Annotated in this window: 22 protein-coding genes; 18 read left to right on the forward strand and 4 right to left on the reverse strand. The window is 39.4% G+C overall.

Translation table 11 applies throughout. The annotated features are described in order from the left end of the window. The first annotated feature begins 258 nt into the window (after positions 1-258). The 8 genes from AYR53_RS06775 (at position 259) to AYR53_RS06810 (ending at position 10282) form a co-directional block, all read left to right on the forward strand. Positions 259-3654 (forward strand): SNF2-related protein, encoded by a 3396-nt coding sequence (locus AYR53_RS06775; protein WP_068223095.1) that lies wholly within the window; start codon positions 259-261, stop codon positions 3652-3654. 299 nt (positions 3655-3953) lie between these two features. Next, on the forward strand, positions 3954-4598 hold the full coding sequence (tmk, locus tag AYR53_RS06780; RefSeq protein ID WP_068223097.1) for a dTMP kinase: 645 nt from the start codon (positions 3954-3956) through the stop codon (positions 4596-4598). Between the two features lie 523 nt (positions 4599-5121). Continuing rightward, positions 5122-5454, forward strand: a complete 333-nt coding sequence (locus AYR53_RS06785) for a cyclic-di-AMP receptor (protein ID WP_068223100.1) — start codon at positions 5122-5124, stop codon at positions 5452-5454. 1 nt (position 5455) lies between these two features. Beyond that, entirely contained in the window at positions 5456-6436 is a 981-nt protein-coding gene (gene holB, locus AYR53_RS06790; RefSeq protein WP_068281081.1) for a DNA polymerase III subunit delta', read from the forward strand. A 96-nt stretch (positions 6437-6532) separates the two neighbouring features. After that, positions 6533-7321 (forward strand): PSP1 domain-containing protein, encoded by a 789-nt coding sequence (locus AYR53_RS06795; protein ID WP_068223103.1) that lies wholly within the window; start codon positions 6533-6535, stop codon positions 7319-7321. Positions 7322-7800: 479 nt separating this feature from the next. Next, complete coding sequence (locus tag AYR53_RS06800; protein ID WP_068281079.1) at positions 7801-8175, forward strand: DNA replication initiation control protein YabA; 375 nt, start codon at positions 7801-7803, stop codon at positions 8173-8175. A gap of 458 nt (positions 8176-8633) precedes the next feature. Next, entirely contained in the window at positions 8634-9500 is an 867-nt protein-coding gene (gene rsmI / locus AYR53_RS06805) for a 16S rRNA (cytidine(1402)-2'-O)-methyltransferase (protein ID WP_068281077.1), read from the forward strand. A gap of 23 nt (positions 9501-9523) precedes the next feature. After that, a complete protein-coding gene (locus AYR53_RS06810; RefSeq protein WP_068281075.1) occupies positions 9524-10282 on the forward strand; it encodes an acyl-[acyl-carrier-protein] thioesterase in 759 nt (252 codons plus the stop codon). A 174-nt stretch (positions 10283-10456) separates the two neighbouring features. On the opposite strand, the gene AYR53_RS06815 is transcribed toward AYR53_RS06810, so the two are convergent. Continuing rightward, positions 10457-10969, reverse strand: a complete 513-nt coding sequence (locus tag AYR53_RS06815; protein ID WP_156520041.1) for a hypothetical protein — start codon at positions 10967-10969, stop codon at positions 10457-10459. Between the two features lie 188 nt (positions 10970-11157). Between AYR53_RS06815 and AYR53_RS06820 the strand changes: the two genes are divergently transcribed. Beyond that, a complete protein-coding gene (locus tag AYR53_RS06820; protein WP_017866964.1) occupies positions 11158-11415 on the forward strand; it encodes a transposase in 258 nt (85 codons plus the stop codon). Next, positions 11400-12284: an IS3 family transposase gene (locus AYR53_RS06825; RefSeq protein ID WP_105782191.1), complete on the forward strand. Its 885-nt coding sequence runs from the start codon at positions 11400-11402 to the stop codon at positions 12282-12284. Before AYR53_RS06820 ends, AYR53_RS06825 begins: the two co-directional genes overlap by 16 nt. Positions 12285-12315: 31 nt before the next feature. On the opposite strand, the gene AYR53_RS13945 is transcribed toward AYR53_RS06825, so the two are convergent. The 3 genes from AYR53_RS13945 to AYR53_RS06835 form a co-directional block, all read right to left on the reverse strand. Beyond that, positions 12316-12726 carry an acyltransferase family protein gene (locus AYR53_RS13945; protein ID WP_418287619.1) on the reverse strand — a complete coding sequence of 137 codons (411 nt, stop codon included), beginning with the start codon at positions 12724-12726 and terminating at the stop codon, positions 12316-12318. Positions 12727-13240: 514 nt separating this feature from the next. Continuing rightward, positions 13241-14125, reverse strand: coding sequence for an IS3 family transposase (locus tag AYR53_RS06830; protein ID WP_105782191.1), 885 nt, complete (start codon positions 14123-14125; stop codon positions 13241-13243). Next, a complete protein-coding gene (locus AYR53_RS06835; RefSeq protein ID WP_017866964.1) occupies positions 14110-14367 on the reverse strand; it encodes a transposase in 258 nt (85 codons plus the stop codon). Before AYR53_RS06835 ends, AYR53_RS06830 begins: the two co-directional genes overlap by 16 nt. A 212-nt stretch (positions 14368-14579) precedes the next feature. Between AYR53_RS06835 and AYR53_RS06840 the strand changes: the two genes are divergently transcribed. From AYR53_RS06840 to AYR53_RS06875, 8 genes are all read left to right on the forward strand, one after another. After that, positions 14580-15521 (forward strand): NAD-dependent epimerase/dehydratase family protein, encoded by a 942-nt coding sequence (locus AYR53_RS06840; protein WP_068281072.1) that lies wholly within the window; start codon positions 14580-14582, stop codon positions 15519-15521. A gap of 19 nt (positions 15522-15540) precedes the next feature. Next, positions 15541-16215, forward strand: coding sequence for a sugar transferase (locus tag AYR53_RS06845; RefSeq protein ID WP_068281070.1), 675 nt, complete (start codon positions 15541-15543; stop codon positions 16213-16215). After that, positions 16202-17041 carry a glycosyltransferase gene (locus AYR53_RS06850; RefSeq protein WP_068281068.1) on the forward strand — a complete coding sequence of 280 codons (840 nt, stop codon included), beginning with the start codon at positions 16202-16204 and terminating at the stop codon, positions 17039-17041. The genes AYR53_RS06845 and AYR53_RS06850 overlap by 14 nt, the downstream gene beginning before the upstream one ends. Before the next feature lie 43 nt (positions 17042-17084). Next, on the forward strand, positions 17085-18086 hold the full coding sequence (locus tag AYR53_RS06855; RefSeq protein WP_068281067.1) for a Stealth CR1 domain-containing protein: 1002 nt from the start codon (positions 17085-17087) through the stop codon (positions 18084-18086). A 220-nt stretch (positions 18087-18306) separates the two neighbouring features. Next, a complete protein-coding gene (locus AYR53_RS06860) occupies positions 18307-19464 on the forward strand; it encodes a hypothetical protein (RefSeq protein ID WP_068281066.1) in 1158 nt (385 codons plus the stop codon). 71 nt (positions 19465-19535) lie between these two features. Then, positions 19536-20603, forward strand: coding sequence for a glycosyltransferase (locus AYR53_RS06865; RefSeq protein WP_068281063.1), 1068 nt, complete (start codon positions 19536-19538; stop codon positions 20601-20603). A 49-nt stretch (positions 20604-20652) separates the two neighbouring features. Continuing rightward, positions 20653-21237: a glycosyltransferase family 2 protein gene (locus tag AYR53_RS06870; RefSeq protein ID WP_068477258.1), complete on the forward strand. Its 585-nt coding sequence runs from the start codon at positions 20653-20655 to the stop codon at positions 21235-21237. 146 nt (positions 21238-21383) lie between these two features. After that, entirely contained in the window at positions 21384-22694 is a 1311-nt protein-coding gene (locus AYR53_RS06875; protein WP_068279064.1) for an IS1380 family transposase, read from the forward strand. Positions 22695-23303: the final 609 nt, after the last annotated feature.

The following is a 23303-nucleotide window of genomic DNA, read 5'->3' on the forward strand; positions in this document are numbered from 1 at the left end:
TTTTCGCGTTTGCTGCAGAGAAGGGGCAAATTCGCCCAATTAATTCTAGCGACGTAAAATTTAGTTTAAATCTAGTCGTTGTGTAGCAGGATGATTATTTACCTTAACCAGCGAATGAACGTTTAGTGGTGTGCAAAATACGAATTAATTTTAGATTCAGTCACTAATCTGACTGAATCTTTTCTTTTTTCAGCAGCATTATTGTAGAATAGGTAACAGTATAACGACATGAATTAGGCATAGAAGATGGAGCAAGCAATGGAAAAAAGAATAATACCAATCAAAATCTGGAATCGTGGCACAAAAATTGCCAATAATGGTGATGTTGTGATCCAATATATTGATAATGATCGGCAAGAGGTGGAAGCAACAGTCTTCGGAACTGAGGCATATGGCGTTACCGTCAACCAAAACGATGCCGGTAGCGATTTTTGTGAATGCCCCTACTTTCCTGGTCACGGTTACTGTAAGCATATTGCGGCCGTGGTCAAGTTGTTGAAGTCACAGGGGCGACCAATTGAGCAGCTATTTAATGACCAGACTGATGATTTGAATTTTCCTAAAAAGATGGGCGCTCATTACTTGTTAATCTCGGCGAAGTTTGAACAACAATTGTTGGATCATCCGGAAGCCGCACGGGAAGTTTACGCCAATAAACAGCAATACAATCAGTTGCGCGCTGATTTGGATGGACGGGCTAGCTTTTTTGCCAAGCCAGTCCTTAAACAAGCACTCCCAAAATCGGCGCTACCACCTGAATTTGAACAATACCGAAAAGCTCTGGAACCCCAGGCCAGTGGCGAATATTTTTTAGAGCAGATTCAATTACCAGAGAAGCATTATTTTCAACCACTGCAGGCGAGCACTGATACAGCACTACACTTAGAAGTGACCCTGGTTGTCGGTCAAACTGCTGCCGACTGGAGCTATCAGGAAGTAGATCGTTTCTTCATTAAATTACGGGTTGCCGGGGCGGATTCGAAATTTTATGTGGTCAGTAATATTGATCGTTTTTTGGCGGCATACCGTAATCATGCTGTGTATCAAACTAATGGTAAGCGGGAGTTTCAGCTTAGCGCCACTGCTTTTGCGCCCACCGAGCAAGCGTTACTTGACTTTTTAAAGCAGCTTGAAAACGAGGCCAAAATTGATATTTACGGGGCGAGTGCCAGTAGATACATGGTGCTGCCAACCTATAATTTTGCGCATACAGTCGCTTTATTGACTGCGTTACCCACGTTTTATTTTAAATCAGATGAGCAGACTAAACGCTATGAAACTATCAAGCTTGAAGCCTTCACGGCGGAGGCTGGCCTACTGAGTGGTGAGCTAGTGGCCAATGCTACTGGCTATAATTTGACAATTAAGGCTGATTTTCAATCGTTTGTCAATTCTAATTTAGTCCTCATCCGCCGAAACACGCTTTATCAAGCAACTAGTGAACAATTTAGAATTATTGCGCAGATCAACGATAATTATAATGAAGTCGTTGAATACCATTCTCAGCGTCACGCGCTGCATTTTCCGCTGGACAGTGAGAGTCAACTTAGTGATTTTGTAACTTTGTTTCAGCAAGTTGGTATGATCAAATTTCCGCCCCAGCTGGTAGTTAAGAAAATGATTCCGCATTTTGACTTAAGTCGTGATAAGCAAACCTTGGTATTAAAGTTGGCCTTCGAATACGACGGTGAGATCACTGACAGCAATGATATTGCTAAAAATAAGACGATTGTGCGCAATTCAGAAATGGAAGCACAGGCAGCAACTTATTTACGCAGCCTGGAATTCCACCAACATGGGCGCAGCTGGACTAAAAGTTTCGTCGCGGCCGAAGAATTGTACCGTTTCTTTGTGGACGAGTTGCCTAACTTGCGTACCAACGGGGTGGTCACACTGACGCCAGAATTAGAAGCTTTATTACAGGATTCGGCTGAATTAACGCCAAAAATCGATGTTAGCCAGGCAGATGGGTTCTTAGCGGTTAGCTTCTCCTTTGGTGGGATCAATGAAAATGAGGTCGATCAAGTTTTAGAACAATTAGACGTTGCACAGCCGTTTATTGCGCGGCCTGATGGGTCAATCGTCCTTGTTGACGATGAGCTGAAAAAGGTGGCGGCGGCCTTGGTTAAGGTGCGTGCGCAAGGCAAGTTTAAACATGGACAAATGAAAGTCCACGCCTCACAAGCCTTGGCCATTCAAGCTGCACTGGGGGATACAGCAAACTTTGATCAGAAGTTTAAACGTTTGACCACTGATCTGGCCCATCCGGAACAGTTTGCGGTCGCCGCCAGCCAACCAGTTAATGCCAAATTACGGCCCTACCAAAAGCTAGGCGTTAAGTGGCTAGAAATGTTGGATTCATACCATTTTGGTGGTATCTTGGCCGATGAAATGGGGCTGGGTAAAACACTGCAGATGATCACGTTTTTGAATAATCATTTAGTGCCTGATCAAACTAATCTAGTCGTTTCGCCCGCGTCATTGATCTATAACTGGCAAGAAGAATTCGCTAAGTTTGCGCCGAAGATTGAGGTCGAAGTGGTTGATGGCACCAAGGCACACCGTCACCAATTGATCGCAACCAGCTCGGCGGCAGTATTGATCACCAGTTATAACAGTGCTCGCTTAGACATTGAAGACTACCAGCAGCGGGAGCTTAATTATTTAGTGTTGGATGAAGCCCAATACGTGAAAAATGGTAGCTCTAAAACCAATCAGAATTTGCGTAAATTGACGCCGAAAAATACCTTTGCCTTATCGGGAACGCCAATCGAAAATCGCGCCGAAGAACTCTGGGCGATTTTTGCCTTGGTTATGCCTGGTCTGTTACCGAGCAAGAAGGCCTTTAACAAGCTGACGCCGGATGAAATTGCGGTGCGGGTTAAACCGTTTATTTTGCGCCGTGAGAAGGTGGCAGTGCTAAAAGATTTACCGGCCAAGGTTGAATCTAATTTGTACAATGAAATGACCACGGAACAAAAGACTGTTTATTTGGCGCAGCTGAAACAGATGCAGATTACGATCAAGGGCATGTCCAGCGAAAATTTCGTAAAAAATAAAATTGCCATTTTAGCGGGATTGACGCGCTTACGCCAAATCTGCGACACGCCAGCGTTGTACGTTGATGACTACCAAGCGAGTTCTGGCAAGTTGGATCAGCTTAACGAAATCTTACACCAGGCAGTGGATAATCAACACCGGGTTCTAATTTTTTCCCAGTTTACCAGTATGCTGAATATGATTGAAGCGGAACTGGCCAAACAGAATATTGCGACCTTTATGCTACAAGGGCGGACCAAGCCTAAGGAACGACTGGCCATGGTTGATGCCTTTAACGCCGGCGAAAAGACCGTCTTTCTAATTTCACTGAAAGCTGGTGGGACTGGGTTAAATTTGACGGGCGCCGATACGGTGATCCTAGTTGATCTTTGGTGGAATCCGGCGGTGGAAGACCAAGCAACGGCGCGGGCCCACCGCATTGGTCAAACCAAAAAGGTGGAAGTTTACCGTCTAATCACGAAAGGCACGATTGAGGAACAGATCTATAAACTACAAGAAAAAAAGCGCAATTTTGTCGATCAAGTGTTGAGCGGCACGGAGAACAAAGGCTCATTGACCGAAGAAGAAGTCCGGTTAATTTTGGGGATCGAATAAGCAAAGTAGTGCTGGTCGCGGGTGAGCAGCACTATTTTTGTGCGGTTTAGTTCAGGCTATTCTATCTGAGTAACGAATTCCGCGGTTAATATCCTCGCAGGTTAGTTAGTGTAAATAAGGTAGCTATTTCTAAATAAATTTCAAAAGCAGGTCAGTGTCCGTTAAGACGGCCTTTAAACGCTGAAAAAGTTTTCAATCAAAATGGACAGCAGGGGTTTCTTAAAGTAAAATAAAGCTAGATTTAGCTTGAATCTGGCCTTAGTTAGGTTTGAGACTTAAATGAAGCTGGGGGAAGTAGTGTGATAGGCAGATTTATTACATTTGAAGGTCCAGACGGCGCAGGGAAAACGAGCGTCTTAACGGCGTTAGTCCCACGCCTGAAAGCGTTGGCCCAGGTGCCATTGATTGAAACTCGTGAGCCAGGGGGCAACCCAATTTCCGAAGCCATTCGGCAGATTATTCTGGACCCCAAAAACACCGCAATGGATCCACGAACTGAAGCATTGCTTTATACAGCAGCGCGGCGGCAACACATTATCGAAAAAATTCGGCCAGCTTTAGCGGCGAATAAATTAGTTTTGTGCGATCGTTTCGTGGATAGTTCGTTGGCTTACCAAGGTGCCGGTCGCGAGATTGGGGTTGCGGAGGTGGCACAGATGAACTTGTTTGCCACTGAGGCGCTACAACCTGATTTAACCTTATACTTGGATGTCCCATCTGAGGTTGGGTTAGCGCGGATTTCGGCTCACCGGCCGGATCAAAATGACCGTTTAGATCAGGAAGCACTCAGTTTTCACCAGAAGGTTCGCGGTGAATACTTGCAGTTAGCTAAAGATAATCCCCAGCGAATTAAAGTGATCGACGCGACACAAGCAATTGAGCAAGTGATTGCGGCTTGTCAGACGTTGGTGACTGCTAGTTTTCCGGAAATGTTTCGGGGATAGGAAGTTGAAACGTGGCAAAATCGGCAACTTACTCCATGTAGCTACAGAAATCGATTTGTCTGCTTCGCAGTCAAATTCGCTTTCTTAGGCTACATTCCGTAAGTTAAGCGTTGGTTTGGCTACTCTATTCTAAAACGTGGTAACACCGGCAACTTGTTCCATGTAGCTACAGAAGTCATTTTGCCCGTTACACGGTCAAAAGTGCCTTCTTAGGCTACACTCCACAAGTTAAGCGCCGGTCTTACCACTCTCTATTCTAAAACGTGGTAAACAGAGCAGTTTACTCCGTGTAGCTACAGAAGTCATTTTGCCCGTTGCACGGTCAAAAGTGCCTTCTTAGGCTACACTCCGTAAACTAGCGCTCTTTTTACCACTCTATTCTAAAACGTGGCAAAATCGGCAACTTACTCCATATAACTACAGAAGTCATTTTGCCCGTTACACGGTCAAAAGTGCCTTCTTAGGTTATATGGAGTAAGTTAAGCGCCGATTTGGCCACTCTCTCATAGGAGCGTGATTAACCATGAAGATGATTTTTGCCATTGTGCAAGATAAAGATAGTAATCGCCTGAGCTCTGAATTTGTTAATGCCAATATTCGGGCGACTAAATTGGCTAGTAGTGGTGGTTTCCTGCGTTCTGGGAACACGACTTTCATTATTGGACTTGAGGATGAACGGGTGAAGGATGCTTTGCGGATTATTCGCGAGACTTCTCACAGTCGGGAACAGTTCATGACGCCGCCGATTAATTTGGATAGTTCGCTTGATGGCGGCGAAACAGCCTTCCCGGTTGAGGTTCAGGTTGGCGGTGCGACGGTTTTCGTCATGCCAGTCGAACAGTTCCACCAATTTTAAGATGACATTTACAATTGAAACCTTGCAGGGACGCTTAGTTGAGCTATTTCGGCGGATTATTGGCCAGGGCCAGCTGAGTCAGGGCTACTTATTTGCCGGTGACACTGGGACTGGCAAAATGGAACTGGCTCAATGGATTGCGCTGCGGCTTTTTTGCCAGCACGTGGACGCCGCCGGAAATCCTGACGGGACCTGCAGTGAATGTCAGCGAATTTTGTCCGGTAATCACCCGGATGTCGTTGTTGTCGCACCAGAAGGGCAAACGATCAAAGTTGATGAGATTCGTTTTTTGAAAAGTGAATTGAGTAAGCGCGGCATGGAAACCAATCAGCGCGTTTTCATTATTCAAGACGCCGATAAGATGACCACTGGCGCCGCTAATGGGTTATTGAAATTTTTAGAGGAGCCAGCGCCGCAAACTTACTTGATTTTAACGACTTCTGCCAAAAATCAACTGTTGCCCACGGTGTTATCGCGGTTACAGATTATTGATTTTCAAGATTTGCCGCGGCCTGAATTGTTAAAACGGCTGCAAGCACAAGAAATTTCGGCCAACGATGCGGCCTTATTGGCGCACATGACTAATAGTGTCACCGTGGCCAGCGAATTGGCGGCCAGTGATTGGTTTAATCCGTTGAAGGAGCGGCTGTGGCAGTGGCTAACCCACGTCCAGCAGCATAACGGCCAGGCGTTCGTCGCGGTGCAGACGCAGATTGTGCCCTTGGTGAAGGATAAAATTGCCCAGGGCCAGGCTTTGGCAGTCATTTTACTGCTGTATCAAGATATTCTGGCGCTTCATTTTGACCAGCGCGGCGACCTTAGTTTTCCCCAAGCGGAAAAAACGTTGACCAGTTGGGCAGAAAATACGACGGTGGCGAAGTTACTGCAACAAATGGAGGCCGTTTTACAGGCTCAGCGTTATTTAAACGCCAATGTCAGTTTTCAGAATACGTTAGAGGATTTAACTTTGAAATTATTATAGTGGGTAGTTTTGTCATTATTTAAGTAGTTTGAGCAGGGATTAGCAGTAGTGTGGCAAATTTGTTCTTCTAAGCACTTTGAATTGGGGGGTCCAGGGATGGAAGTAATCGCAATCCGCTTTCGAAAAGCGGAGAAGTTAGCTTATTTGGAAAATAAATTACGAATTAAAGTCGGCGAAGCGGTTGTCGTGGCGGTCGATCACTGTGAGGAAATTGCGCGGGCGGCTCAAAGGCTTGAGCTTGATCCTAGCGAAATTGTGCTCAGCAATGAAGTGATTGAACGCACCGCTAGCCAACTGGATTTGGCCCACTACGCACAAAACAAAGTTGCGGCGGTAAAGGCTTTGCGGACGGCCAGGGAACAAGTCATGAAGTTGCACTTACCGATGAAATTGGATTTGGCCTACTACACGTTGAACAAACATAAATTAATTTTTGACTTTACGGCGGCCGGCCGAGTTGATTTTCGGGAACTCGTTCGTAGTTTGGCGGCCATTTTCAAGACCAGAATTGAACTGCGCCAAGTTGGTGTGCGGGATGAGGCCAAGATTCTAGGCGGCATTGGTCCTTGTGGCCGGCCACTATGCTGTTCGGAATTTCTCGGTGAGTTTGCGCCAGTTTCGATCAAAATGGCGAAAAACCAGAATCTGTCACTGAACCCAACTAAAATTTCCGGGCTCTGTGGCCGGTTGATGTGCTGCCTGAGTTTTGAAGATAAAACTTATGAAGCAGAAAAGGCGGCCATGCCTGATTACGGCAGCCGCATCGAAACGGCTGATGGTGGCGGTAAAGTGGTGGGAATGAATTTACTAACCCACGTTATCCGCGTCCGGTTGGATGGCCATGAAGTGCCAGTGGAGTATGATTTGGACGAGATCAAAGTGTGATGAAAAGCGGGTAGCTTCTGAGGATTAGCCTAAAAAGGCGGCTTATCCGTGAAACGGATGAGACGACTTTTGTAGCTAACCGCAGGAAGCTGCTTTTCAGCACACGATTCAGAAGAGAAGACTGCACTTGTGGACTGTATAATCTAGGAGAAAGTTTTGGCTGTGCAACGGCCGAAGGAACTTCTGTAGCTACATGGAGGAATTTGCTTTTCAGCACACGATTCAGAAGAGAAGGCTAAGGCTGTCTGGACTTGCGAACTGTATAATCTAGGAAGAAGTTCTGGCCGGTGCAACGGCCGAAGGGGCTTTTCTGTAGTTATATGGAAGAATTTGCTTTCAGCACACGATTCAGAAGGAAGAGCTAAAGTGGCGACTGACTTTAAAGTGTCAGCTTAAGAGCTAAAGCCAAAGTCTGATGTAGTTTTCAAAGCAAACCCAGCACCCCACCAACAAACCCTGCTTTAAGAGAGGTGAGTAATTTGGACAAACGCGAATTGTACGATAGTTTCGTTAATTTAGAGCAAAATACCCAGCAAATGTTGGCCAAGATAGACGAAATGAAAACCGACATGACGCAAATCTTAGAACGCAACGCCGAGTTGGAGATCGAGAACCAACACTTACGCGAACATTTAGAAGAACTCCAAACGCCAGAAAGCGAGGCGGCTCAGGCCAAGAGATCAGACGCCAATGGGGCAGACGATAAAACCCCGCAACTGTCAAAATCCCGGGCCAACCTGGAAAAGCTCTACGAAGAAGGCTTTCACGTCTGTTACCTAATGTACGGCTCAAGAAGAATCGACGACGAACCATGCGCTTTTTGCTTGGACGTGATTTATGGAGAAAGACACTAGAGTGCCCAAAATGGCGCCTAACTTGTGGAATGTAGCCTAAGAAGGCACTTTTGGCCGTGTAACGGCCAAAATGACTTCTGTAGCTACATGGAACAAGTTGCCATTTTTGGCACGTTTCAGAAGAGAGTGGCCAAAAGAGCGTTAGTTTACGGAATGTAGCCTAAGAAGGCACTTTAGCTGTGCAACAGCAGAAGGGACTTCTGTAGCTACATGGAGTAAACTGCTCTGTTTGCCACGTTTCAGAAGAGAGTGGCTAATTGTGGCATTCAGGGAGAAGGTACTTTAGCCACGCAACGGCCAAAATGCCCTCTGTAGCTACAGGTAGTAAGCCACCATTTGTGCCACGTTTCAAGAATCCTCTTCTGAACAGCACTATCCATTCCATAATTGTCATTCCATCACGGCAGGTCCAGTTCAGCGAGGAAGAGCCTCGCTTTTTTAATTGAGAAAGGAAAATTATGAACGCACAACAAAGTTTTGCCGCCCATGATTGCGGCAGTCTGTACCTTGTCCCAACGCCAATCGGCAACTTGGAAGATATGACCGTTCGTTCGATTAATATCTTAAAAGAAGTTGATCTGATTGCTGCGGAAGATACGCGTAATACCCAGAAATTACTGAATCATTTTGAAATTGAAACTAAACAAATTAGTTTTCATGAACATAATACGCAAGAACGGATTCCAACTTTACTTAAACGCCTGCAAAATGGGGAAAGCATCGCCCAAGTGAGTGACGCCGGCATGCCGTCCATCAGCGATCCGGGCCATGAATTAGTCGTTGCTGCCATCAAGGCTGATATTCCGGTTATTCCGATTCCTGGGGCCAGCGCTGGTTTAACAGCCTTGATCGCTTCCGGATTATCACCGCAGCCGTTTTATTTTTACGGCTTTTTATCCCGGCAACACAAAGCGCAAAGTGATGAGTTGGCCAAATTGGTCAATCGTGAAGAAACCACCATTTTTTATGAAGCGCCACACCGGTTGAAAAAAACCTTGCAGGCAATGGCGAAGGCTTACGGTGCAGATCGACAAGTTGTTTTGGCCCGAGAACTGACGAAGAAATTTGAAGAGTTTCTCCGTGGTAGTTTTCAGGAAGTTCAGGACTGGTTCAACGACCATGAAGTGCGCGGCGAATTTGTGATTTTGGTGGCGGGCAACACTAATCCAACGGCGGAAGTTGATCCCTACGCCGATTTGGACAACAACGCTTACGTGGCGGCTCTGATGGAAGCGGGAATGACCACTAAAGACGCCATCAAACTCGTTGCCAAGCGCCGGGGTGTACCAAAGCAGGACGTTTATCGCAGTTACCATGAATTTTAAAAAAAGCGCAAAGGGGTAGGCAGATGGGAATAAAATACACAGAAGATCACCGGGTGACTTATTACGAGGGTGACACCAAGGACCAAATGACGCTGGCAATGCTGATTAATGTGGCCATCATGGTGTCTGAGCACCAGAATGACGCTTTAGGGATTGGCAACGACTACATTCATGAATTCGGCGCTGGCTGGGTGGTTACCCAGTACAACCTTAAAATTACGCGGATGCCGCGGGTGGACGAGACGGTCACGTTTGGCACCGAAGCAACAGGCTTTAACAAATACTTCTGTTACCGGGATTACTGGGCGCAGGACGCTGCTGGCAACCGTTTGGCCACCATTCACAGCATTTGGGCGTTGATGAGTTACGAAACGCGGAAAATGATTGCCGTCATTCCGGAAATTGTGACCAAATACAAAACGGCTAGTGTTAAGGGGGTCAAACATTTTCCCCGCATTAGTCGGATCGACGCCGCCAAAGAAGTTGCCACGCAAAATTACCGCGTGCGTTACTTCGATATTGACGGCAACCAACACGCCAACAACGCGCACTACTTCGATTGGATGTTTGATCATCTCGGCTTTGATTTTTGTAATGAGCATGATATTGCTACGGTTAACATTCGCTATGAGCGGGAAGTTAAGTATGGCGAGCTGCCTGAAAGTCGGTATCAACTTGCGGAGACCACTGCCGCTGGCTCAGTCACTAGTCTTCACCAAATTATTAACAATGGGAAACGCTGCGCTGAGGCAGAAGTGGTCTGGACGAAACATGAAGCTTAATGAAGTGGGGATGGCTGCCGGTGAGGCGGCTTTTTGTTTTGGCATTATTGAAAGAGATTTCATTAATTGATTTCTACGAGAAAATGTTTACGTATTAAATTGAAATAAGAAAATAACGATAATCGATTTCTAAAAATCAATTATCGTTATTTTCTTTGAATTTGATAAAGGCCCTTATTTAGGCGTTCGATGAAACAGAGTAAAGATAAATCCGAAAATCTGTTGTCGACAAAGATCAATAAGGGAACAAACGACAAAAATTAGTGCGACTATAACGATACCGTATATTGGCAGAAGAAAGGAGTTCTGAAAGCGGGCGGCATTAACTATTTTGGACCACAACATAGAGCGTACTAACGGTTGTTCTGTGATTAAATAAGATGCAAAGACTGTACTAGCAGTTAAATTAATTATTTTGATGGGAGGAATATTTAATTGTAAGAAGATACAGAAAACTGAGATTCCCAAAAGAATGGCCAAATTATCAGTAACAAAATGTGCAGCATGACCAAAGGAAATTCCGGCAAAGCTCAATATAGTAATGGACAATAAATCCAAAAGATAGATTAAAAAGGATACACCTAAAAGCTGCTTGATGGAAGGCAACTTAATTTGTTGAGTGAATTTCTTTAAGTAAGCTCCAATAAAATAGGCAAGAATTGATAAATAAAAATTAGAAATCAACATATTCCCAAATAGTTCTGTTAAATCAAGTAAAAAAAGCATGATAATTAAATATTTAAACTCATTTTTATTTAAGTGCTGTATTAGTCTATTTAAAAAAGGAATTACAAAGCATAACATGATATATGAAGGTAGTATGAAATCATGGACACGATTTAGTATAATTCCATAATAGGAAGGATTGTGTTTTTATGACCAAGAAAAAGTACTCAGTAGATTTTAGAAAAATGATTGTCAAGCTGTACCAGGATGGCGCCCCGGTAGCTGATCTTACAGACGAATATGGTGTATCAAATGTAACTATTTACAAATGGATTAATCTATATAAAGAAGACAAAGGAAGTGGAATTTCCAAATCAGATGTTTTAGCGTTGCAAAAACGTTTGAAACAGCTAGAAAGTGAGAATGACATCTTAAAAAAAGCCTTAACCATATTCGCCAAAAAGTAAACCCAGATGACTGGCAGACAGCCGTTGATATTAATTTGAAGCACCATAGTATCAAAGAAACCTGTAAAGTACTCTCAGTTCCACGCTCAACTTACTATGAACATCAGCAGAATCATGTATCGCCACAAGCCAAGCGTCGTAAGACACTTAGCCAGTCGATTAAACGCATTTACTTTAATTCTAGACGTATCTACGGGGCACCTAAAATTCTAAAAGCGTTACAAAAAGAAGGTAAGACTGCCAGTATTAAGCTAGTTCAACGATTAATGCGCCAAATGGGGTTAAAATCAATCACGCGCAAGAAGTGGCATTATCAACAAACTAATGATATTGATGCGACTGATTATTCAAATATACTCGCGCAAGATTTTCGTACAACCAGTCCAAATCAAAAGTGGTGTGCAGACATAACTTATATTCACACCAAAGCCAATGGCTGGTGTTATTTATCAAGCATTCAGGATTTATATTCACGTAAAATCATTGCCCATAAAATCAGCCGTCATATGACTGCTGATCTTGTGATCAGCACTTTTCAACAAGCCTTTGAAACTAGAAAGACGACTAATAACTTAATTGTGCATACCGATCTGGGTAGCCAGTACCGCAGTGCTGGCTTTGAACAGATCTTAGCGCAACACCATATTCGCCATTCTTATAGCAAGCGTGGCTGTCCCTATGACAATTCATGTTTGGAATCATTTCACGCCAGTTTGAAAAAAGAAGAGGTTTACCAACACCATTATCAGGATTTTGAAGAAGCAAATGCTGCAATATTCAGCTACATTGAGAGCTTTTATAACAGTGCTCGAATTCACAGTAGCATTGATTATTTAACTCCAAATGAAAAGGAAAAATTAGTCGCTTAAATTATACATAAAATGTGTCCAGATTCTTGACCTAAATCCAATATGCAGAAACAAACCAATATTCGTTTAGTGTAAAAGGAAAAATTGCTTTTGCTATAATTTTTAGAGGAACAGAATGATTGGTCAATAAAAAAATAATTAAGATAGAAATTGAATAAAACATAGTTTGTAACCAAATATTAAGGCCCTTATGTAATTCTTTTCTTATGCTTAATTGAAAAGTGGCCGTTGATTTGTATGTAAAGTAACCAGTTATAATAAAGAATATGAGTGCACTGGCCGGTCCTAGTGGATCAAATAGCAATAATCTTGTAGTGGTAATTGGAGTTAATCCTGCCTTATTCCAATTACCAAATAATGAAAAGTGTGAGAGAACAATACAAAACATGGCTATAATACGTAATAATTCAATATTTGATTTTCTATTTGAAATATGGATAATCTACACCTCATTTTATAATTATCTATAGATCATAACATAATTTTTAAAGGGATAATGTTTACTAATATAAGATTTTAAATACTGCAAGACTTTTGTACCAAATATTTTATTAAAAAATAATCTTTGGTAAAACACTTAACTACTGAAGCAGCAGTTGTTTCATTTAAAATAGTGGACTTTTAAGCGCGTAAAATAATGTTTAGTTTGATTAATAAACGTGTATAACTTAATTGAATTCAAAATAAACACAATTTTCAAAATATATTAATTTAAACACTAATTATAGTAAAAAAGCACAATTTTAATTTAATTAATTTCACAAAGTATAACTAAGTTGGAAAATTCTCTCATTTTCCAAGTAACCGGTTAACCTATTGGTATAGTGCAATTTGAAGTGAATATTGATATTTTAAATCTAATTACTTGATTACATATATGTAACAATTTTTCAAAGTAGCTTGTGTCAGTGTAATATGGATTTAGGTCAAGAATCTGGACACATTTTATGTATAATTTAAGCGACTAATTTTTCCTTTTCATTTGGAGTTAAATAATCAATGCTACTGTGAATTCGAGCACTGTTATAAAAGCTCTCAATGTAGCTGAATATTGCAGCATTTGCTTCTTCAAAATCCTGATAATGGTGTTGGTAAACCTCTTCTTTTTTCAAACTGGCGTGAAATGATTCCAAACATGAATTGTCATAGGGACAGCCACGCTTGCTATAAGAATGGCGAATATGGTGTTGCGCTAAGATCTGTTCAAAGCCAGCACTGCGGTACTGGCTACCCAGATCGGTATGCACAATTAAGTTATTAGTCGTCTTTCTAGTTTCAAAGGCTTGTTGAAAAGTGCTGATCACAAGATCAGCAGTCATATGACGGCTGATTTTATGGGCAATGATTTTACGTGAATATAAATCCTGAATGCTTGATAAATAACACCAGCCATTGGCTTTGGTGTGAATATAAGTTATGTCTGCACACCACTTTTGATTTGGACTGGTTGTACGAAAATCTTGCGCGAGTATATTTGAATAATCAGTCGCATCAATATCATTAGTTTGTTGATAATGCCACTTCTTGCGCGTGATTGATTTTAACCCCATTTGGCGCATTAATCGTTGAACTAGCTTAATACTGGCAGTCTTACCTTCTTTTTGTAACGCTTTTAGAATTTTAGGTGCCCCGTAGATACGTCTAGAATTAAAGTAAATGCGTTTAATCGACTGGCTAAGTGTCTTACGACGCTTGGCTTGTGGCGATACATGATTCTGCTGATGTTCATAGTAAGTTGAGCGTGGAACTGAGAGTACTTTACAGGTTTCTTTGATACTATGGTGCTTCAAATTAATATCAACGGCTGTCTGCCAGTCATCTGGGTTTACTTTTTGGCGAATATGGTTAAGGCTTTTTTTAAGATGTCATTCTCACTTTCTAGCTGTTTCAAACGTTTTTGCAACGCTAAAACATCTGATTTGGAAATTCCACTTCCTTTGTCTTCTTTATATAGATTAATCCATTTGTAAATAGTTACATTTGATACACCATATTCGTCTGTAAGATCAGCTACCGGGGCGCCATCCTGGTACAGCTTGACAATCATTTTTCTAAAATCTACTGAGTACTTTTTCTTGGTCATAAAAACACAATCCTTCCTATTATGGAATTATACTAAATCGTGTCCATGATTTCATACTACCTTCAATATTATAGTTATACTAAAAAATGTTATGAAAAGCTTAAGCTGATAAAAAATGTTTGTACTATATTTAAATACTCAGTTTAATTTACAAAGCAATCGTTATAAAATAAAAAAGTTAAGCACAATTTATGTGGATTAGGCTCGAAAGGATGAAATTCTTGGATAAGGTTTTAGTAACGGGTGGCGCAGGTTTTATTGGCTCTAACCTCATTGAGAGATTGATTGAGGATGGTGATCAAATTACCATAGTCGATGATTTATCAATGGGTTTAAAACAAAATATTCCCACTTCAGATCAAGTGACGTTCTATCAAAAGAGCATTACTGATTCTACTTTTATGAAGGAACTACTCCTTGAACAGAAATTCGATTATATCTATTTATTGGCCGCAGTGGCGAGTGTCGCTGATTCAATTGAACGTCCATACATAACCCATGAGATTAATCAAAACGCGAATGTCTTTATCTTGGAAACAATTCGTAAATATAAGTTACCATTAAAGAAGTTATTATTTTCATCTTCGGCGGCGGTTTATGGTAATAATCCAAAATTACCGAAACAAGAAATGGATGCAGTTGACCCATTAACACCATATGCGATTGATAAATATGCGACAGAGCGTTTTGTTATCAATTACGGTCGACTATATAACATACCAACGGTTGCCGTTCGTTTCTTTAATGTTTACGGGCCACGGCAGAATCCAAAATCACCATATTCTGGGGTTTTATCTTTGATTAGTGAGGCGGCGATTCACCACGCAATGTTTACTGTTTTTGGGGATGGTGAACAGACGCGTGATTTTGTGTTTGTAAAAGATGTTATTCAAGCGTTAATTTTATTAACGAAGAAGACGGATACTAGGCATGCCGTTTTCAATGTTGGAACAGGACGTGAAACGAGTCTTAACGCAGTTATTAAAGCATATACAGAAATTGCTCAGCACGATATTCCGGTCCGAAACTTATCAGAACGGACGGGAGATATTAAACGATCAGTAGCTGATATTTCAAGTTTAGAAGCAATTGGTTACCGACCAAATTATGATCTAACGACTGGTTTAGGAAAGTATTGGCAGTCACTAAGTTAAATAATACGGGGGTTTTAGGATGGAAGATCAAGCACACAATCAATACGGGAGCACTATTGAAACCGAATATGTGAATCATAGTTTTATTGAAAAACTTTCTGAACCAGTTTGGACAATATATACACCTTTTAAACGGCTTTTTGACCAAGTTTTTGCGACATTATTATTGATCATTACTTCGCCGGTTGTGTTACTTTTTATGGCACTAGTCAAATTGGAAACACCAGGTGATTGTTTTTACAGTCAAGAACGTGTTGGTATCATGGGTAAATCTTTTAAGATAACTAAACTACGGTCAATGTATCAAGACGCAGAGAAAAAATCTGGCGCAATGTGGGCAAAGAAACAAGACTCAAGGGTAACTCGGGTTGGGCATTTTATGCGTAAAACTCGGATTGATGAATTACCGCAATTGTGGAGTGTCATTAAGGGTGATATGAGTCTAATTGGTCCTCGTCCAGAGCGGCCAAAATTCACACAGCAGTTTAGTGATCAATATCCTGGATTTGAACAACGTTTATTGGCTAAGCCTGGTTTAAGTGGCTATGCTCAAGTTCATGGTGGTTATGATGATGCACCAGATCAGAAGGCCAAGAACGATAGATATTACATAGAGCATTTCGGTGTTGTGATGGATTTGGGAATTTTCTTTGAGACAATTCGAGTAGTGGTGACCGGTGATGGAGCCAGATAAAGAGAGATATACTGCATTAATTTCAGTGTATGGGAAAGAAAATTTCTCCTTTTTTGAAACTGCTCTAAACAGTATTCAATTACAAACAATTCGGCCGACACAGATTGTTATTGTTAAGGATGGACCATTAGATGATCAATTAGAAAAAGTAATCGCAAAATTTAAAATAATTTTTTTGAAAGAAAATATTGAGTGTATAATCAAAGAAAATAAAGTTAACCGAGGGTTAGGCTATTCCCTAAATAAGGGACTAAAGTTTAGTTCAGAGGAATTAGTTGCTAGATTTGATAGTGATGATATTAACGAGCCTAAACGAATGGAGAAAACACTTGAGGTTTTTCAAAGTAATAAGACACTTTCAGTAGTTGGCAGTTATATAGACGAATTTAATGAAGATAGTAAAGTGCCACTAACTAAAAGGACAGTACCAGTTACTTATGGAAAAATAAAAAGTGAGTCTAATTCAAGAAACCCAATGAATCATATGTCGGTCACTCTTAGAAAGATAGATATAGAAAAAGTTGGCGGATATGAAGATGTGCCGTATTTTGAAGATTACTATTTATGGATGAAGCTTATTAAGAGTGGTTATAAATTAGTAAATATACCTGAAGTGTTGGTGCATGCGCGTGCCAATGCTTCATTTTATAAGCGAAGAACTGGTTTTTCTTATCTGAAAAAAGAAATTCATTTTCAATATTTATTGGTTAGTGGACATATGATATCCGGCCTAGTATTTTTAAGAAATATAATAATGCGCGGAGGGGCACGTTTACTGTCCCCCAAAAAAATACGGCTAATATATAGGCTACTTAGAAAAGATTAATTTAATACACATTTATACTATAATTACATTAAAGGGGCTTAAAATGGGTTCTAAAGATCAGTTTCCGGTTGATTTTATAATAACTTGGGTGGATCAGTCTGATCCAGAATGGTTGGCCAAATTTAATAAATATTCTGATGTTAAAATAGATGGTGAAAGTGAAAGATTTCGTGACTATAGCACTTTACGCTATCTTTTTAGGTCTATCGAAAGGTTTGCTCCTTGGGTAAGAAAGATATTTTTAGTTACAGATGATCAGGTGCCTGAATGGTTAAATGAAGATAGCCCAAAAATTCAGGTTATATTTCATAATGACATTATACCTAATAAGTATTTACCTACATTTAATTCAAATGTAATTGATCTTAATTTAGTAAACATTCCCAATCTGGCAGATCATTTTGTCTATTTTAATGATGATATGTTTTTAAATGCACCAGTTAAACAAGCAGATTTTTTTACAGAAAAAGGACTCCCGCGAGATACATTTGCTTTTAATGCAATTATGCCAACGGAGGATTTTGATCATATTTTTGTTAATAATGTAACTTTAATAAATAAATTGTATAAAAAGCAAGATATCATGAAAACAGAATTTTTTAAACTTTTTAATTTTAAAAATTTTGAATTCAATTTTTTAAATCTTCTACTAGCACCATTTCCTAAATTTTCTCGATTTGTAGATCCCCATATTCCAATTTCATTCCGGAAAGATTGGATTCAAGACACACTAGAGAACTTTCCTGATGTTATTAATGTGACTAACCCTAATCGCTTTAGAAGCAAAAATGATTATTCTATTTGGCTATTTCGTTATGTTGCAATGCTTAATGGTAATTTTTCTGTTCGATCAGCACATTTTGGCAAAGGCTACAAATTATCACAAATAAATCAAGTTTGTGCTGATATTGAAAAAAATCGACATAAGTTATTAAATATAAACGATTCGGACAAGATACAAACCGATGAATTTAAATTTTTGACATTTAGGCTTACTAAAACGTTTAATAAAAAATTTAGTTTAAAGTGTTCATTTGAAAAGTAATGGGTCAGTAAGTTTATTAGATTTATAAGTAAGTTGGAGTGATTGGCGTTCGTAATGTTCAATATTCGCTTTGTAGAGTACGAAATATAAATGAACGATATAAGAGCTCAATTCTAATGGAAGAAAAAGATGGATTTAAATTATATTAATGTACACGACACAACTGCATTATTGCCGCTATCGTTAGCAGCAAACGTTTTGAAATGAGGATTTAACTTTTATGTATAAAAATAATGATAGTACAAATAGAGAATTAAAAACAAAGTTTTTACAAATAATTTTAGGCATAATTGTTTTTTATCAATTCTTTATTGGTAGTTATTGGTCTACAATAAATACTTCTTCAGTTTGGAAATATGTTAGTTATTTTTTATATGCACTTTTAGCTTTAGTTTGGTTTTTTTTCTTTTTAAGAAGCAAATTTTCACTTAAACAGTTAATTTTTGTTTGTATATTGTTAAGCCTAGCAATATTTTTTGCGTTTAAACAAAGCTCAAATGTTGCAGTAATATTCTTGGTTGGTTTATATTCGTTAAATTTAAATTTAAGGAGATTAGTGTCCACATACTTATACGCTTCCTTGGCTGCAATCTGTTTTATAGCAACATTAAGTATATTTGGGGTTCTTCCTAAAGTTGTCAATGTTCTTGGAATAAACTATATGACACTTGGATTTACGAACCCCAATAATACGGGTATGCTTTTAGTGACGATTTGTCTGTTAACTTTGACACTAGAATGGGAAAAAAGGATGCCCTTCTTTTCAATACTTGAGTCCTTATTTGTAGGATTCTTTATTTTAAAAGAATTACAGGATAGTACGGCCATTATAATGCTGATTGGAATGTTTATGTTATGGTTGGTTTCGAGATCACCTATAAATTTTTATAATTGGAAGATAGTAAGGTTTGTCTGTACAATGCTTCCAATAGAGCTAACACTAATAGCATTTTGGATAGGTAATAATTTTGGAAAATACTACATTCTTAATAAACTTGATTCAGTTTTTACAAGTCGTCCATCAATATGGCACTATTATTTAAATTTATATCCTTTAAAATTGTTAGGTAATCAACTACAACAGGTGATAAGTATGGGTTATAATACAACAGTTGGCAATGGCGCATTTGATGGGGCATATATAGTATTTCCTATTATGTATGGAACATTGGCGTTTGCAATTGTTTTGTTTATTCTTTCGTTTGCAATGAGAACTTTATTGCAAATTAAGGATATTGCTCTTATAAGTTTGTTTATCATTCTCTTATTTTCTGGGTTTTCCGAAAACTCTCTTATGTACGCTTTTGCAACACCTATCTTACCAATCTCTTTTGTACTTTGTAGTCCGGATTGGCGGCATGAGAATATTGTGAATTAAATAAATTTAGAAAACTTAATTTAATGTGTACAGTATTATTATTGGTCTATAGTTTGGAGGAATATTTTGTCATGAAACGGTTATTGATTCTCACTGGACCAATGGAAGGTCATGGAGGAGAAGAGACTGCTATTATAAAATTTATAAGCGAATTAAGGTCAAAATATGTTTTTGATCTTTATGTCTCTGAAATGAATGACGAAGATGACTGGCTTCAAAATATTTTGCCCTTGATTAGAAATTTACGTACTAACTCTGACATTGGACAACTAAAAAAGTATCTTAGAACGGTTTCTTTTTTAGTTAATACTGATGTTGATGCAATAATTACTTTGACACCACGTCTAGTTTTTATTGCTTCTTTAATAAAGAAAACTTTTCGAAAAAAATACATAATTATATCCTGGATTCAATTTTCAATTACAAATAAATTTAATCAAAAAACACAAAACTTACTTAAACAAGCAAACTTCCACCTGGCTATTAGTTCAGGTATTAAAGAGCAGTTGGTGCAAATAGGCATTGATGAAAAAAGTGTCTTTACAATCTATAATCCTGTAGAACGAATGCTAAAATTAATCACTTCCACAGTATATTCATATACAAGATTTGTTTATATTGCTCGCATTCAATTTCAAAAAGAGAAAAATCTTCAAGATTTATTAACTGCATGTTCCTTATTAAAAGGTAATTGGCAATTGGATATTTACGGCTTTGATGCGTCCAAGAATCATGAAGAAACAAAAAAATGCTTAGAGTATGCCAAACATTTAGAAATAACTAAACATATAAATTGGGTAGGCTGGAAAGACAGTCCTTGGGACGAGATAACTAATGCAGATGCTCTAGTTCTTACCTCCAATTCTGAAGGTTTTGGAATGGTGCTTTGTGAGGCTATTAGCAGAGGCCTACCAGTTATATCTTCTAATTGTCCAACAGGTCCTGCAGATATCGTGAATAACGATAATGGATTTCTTTATGAAATGAAAAATGTAAAACAATTGGCCAAATATATGCAAGGATTTATTAATTCAGAATATAAATTTATTCCAAACGAAGTAAAAAACAGTATAGAACCGTTGTATATGGATAACTATATTAATCGAGTTAATGATATTTTAAATGTTATCTTAAATTAGCTTTGGTGTTATATTTAGCTCCTCATAATGGTTTAAAAAGGAAATTCAAATGATAAAGTTCTCTATAATAACATCGGCTTTTAATGCAGAAAAATATATTGGTGCGAGTATTAAATCAGTTCTGGCAAATAACTATCCTGATTTTGAATTAATCATTATAGATGACGGATCAACAGATAATACTATGAAAATAATTAGATCATTTGATGAAAAGAAAATTCGTATAATTAGTTTAAAGCACGTAGGGCCAGCAAATGCTAGGAATACTGGGATTAAGAGGGCAACAGGGGACTTTATTCTTTTTCTTGATTCGGATGATATTTTGGCAGTAAATGTGCTTTCAACATTAAATAGCCGAATCAGCAAACAAAATTATGATTTTGTTATCTTTCAATGGCTACCTTTTAAAAAAGAAATTGGTGATACTCGTGAGCTTCCACATGCAACTAATTCTATAGATGGAATGGAGACAACAATTTGGAATAAAGCATATTCAATAAACCTTGTAAAAGAAATTGAATTTCCTAGTGATACTACATTTGAAGATGTTGCTTATAGTGCACAAGCTTATATTCGTGCAAAAAATATTGGTTATATTAAACAAACACTTTATTACCTGAATTATTCACCATAAGTTCTCCAAGTACAGTGTCACCCCGGTATCATGGGCGGTACTGTGTTTTTTATTTTTCACCTTTTTAGTGCAGAAAAAGAACCTCCGATTTGGTATAGTTGATTCACCACAAGTCAGCTATCCACCCAAAGAAAGAGGTCCTTCTCATGGCAACTTTACCGGGAAAACGAGTTAATTTCAATCCTAAATTACATATTTCGCACACTGGTGGTGAACTTTCCACTGATGCTGGGCTAGTGTTGGTCAAAGAATTAATGGCGCAACTCAATTTCACGACCTTAGCGTATCAATTAGTCCATTTTGATGACCAGCGCCATTACGCTCGTTACAGCAACGTTAGTCTACTAGAACAGGTCGTGCTGCAGTTGATCGCCGGTTACCCGGCCGATCTAGCTGCCACCAGTTTGCGCAATGACCCCACATTTAAATTACTATTGGCACAACCGCAATTGGCCTCACAACCGTCATTATCCCGTTTTTGGCAACGCTGTGACGAGCAGACCATCACCTCATTACAAACGTTGAATCAAGCATTGCTTGACCAAGCGTGGACTGGCGCCAAGCAACAACAGCTGATCCTCGATATTGACTCGACTCACGCCGATACTCATGGTCATCAGGAAAAAACGGCCTTTAATGCGCATTACGGTACCACGGGTTACCATCCGCTGGTCGCTTTTGACGGGCAAACGGGCCACTGTTTAAAGGCTCAATTGCGCCCAGGTAATGTTTATACCAGTACGGATATTGCCCCCTTTATCACACCACTACTACAGCACTATCATCAAGTCAAACCGAACGCTGATATCTTGGTCCGCGGGGATAGTGGCTTTGCGACTCCAGAATTATACGAAACTTGTGAAGCCAACGACACTTTTTACTTGATCCGCCTGAAAGCCAATCGGCGGCTGAACCAACTGGCTGAACGTTTTGTTCAGATCAGTGATGAGCAGAATTGGACTGAGACCGAGGTCCATTATTATCGCGCGTCTTATCAAGCCCGATCATGGTCTAAGCCGCGCCAGATCTATATTAAATCAACTCGACCAGCTGGTGAATTGTTATTTCAACATGAATACCTCGTGTCCAATTTAACGAGTTTTGTCGCCGAAGATGCATTTCACGCCTATCACCAACGGGGTCAAATGGAAAACTATATCAAGGAAGCCAAGGCTGGCTTTTACCTGGATAAAATGACTAGCTCGCAATTTATACCAAATTATGCCCGCATGATGCTCAGTGTCCTCGCTTATAATTTAGTCAGCTTGATGCGCCAATTGTTGCCTGTACAACATCAGCGATTACAGGTTACAACCTTGCGCTTATGGCTGTTTAAAGTAGCGGGTAAGCTGGTGACCAGCGGCCGGCAACTTTATCTAAAATTAAGCCGCCACCACGTCTATCAGGATTTGTTTTATCAACTGTTAGCTCGAATCCAAGCGCTACAGTGGGGCTAAACTGGTGCAAAAAATCAAAAAAAGTCGGTTCGGCCAAGGGGCAAGTATGCTCAAAATTGAGGATCAAAAATTTATCCAGCCCCATAATTTGGTAGCCTTTAGCAAAAACAGTACATCTTGGTTTGACTACGCCATAGCAGCACGAGAATTGGTCCAAAATTGTGCGGTATGCCGATATTAAACCTCGTATGAATAATTCGGGTTATTACTATAGACAAAGAGAAAATTCAATAACTAGAAAAATACATAATCCGAAGCGTCGTTTAGATATTCTTGTTGGATTTAATAAATTGATTCAAGACATCAATAATAAAAGTTTGAAAATTGAAATAGAAGAAATAAATCAAATTGGTTTATTAATAAATCAGATAGTCTATGCTCATATTAAATGTATCCTGAGAGAAAATAGATTGGATAAGGATGCGTATTTTGTATTATCTGCTTTAAGTAAATTTCTAAAAAATAACGAAAATCTTTTGCATTGTAAGTTTTATCGAAATCGAAAAAGAAACGATTTAGCCAAATTTTTAATGTTCTTAATAAATCGTCGGTTTTATAAATTAAGTCGATTAATTTTAAAATTTAACGGTTAGATTATAAAAAAATTGG

The organism is Loigolactobacillus backii (genome assembly GCF_001663675.1).
GTDB classification, from domain to species: domain Bacteria; phylum Bacillota; class Bacilli; order Lactobacillales; family Lactobacillaceae; genus Loigolactobacillus; species Loigolactobacillus backii.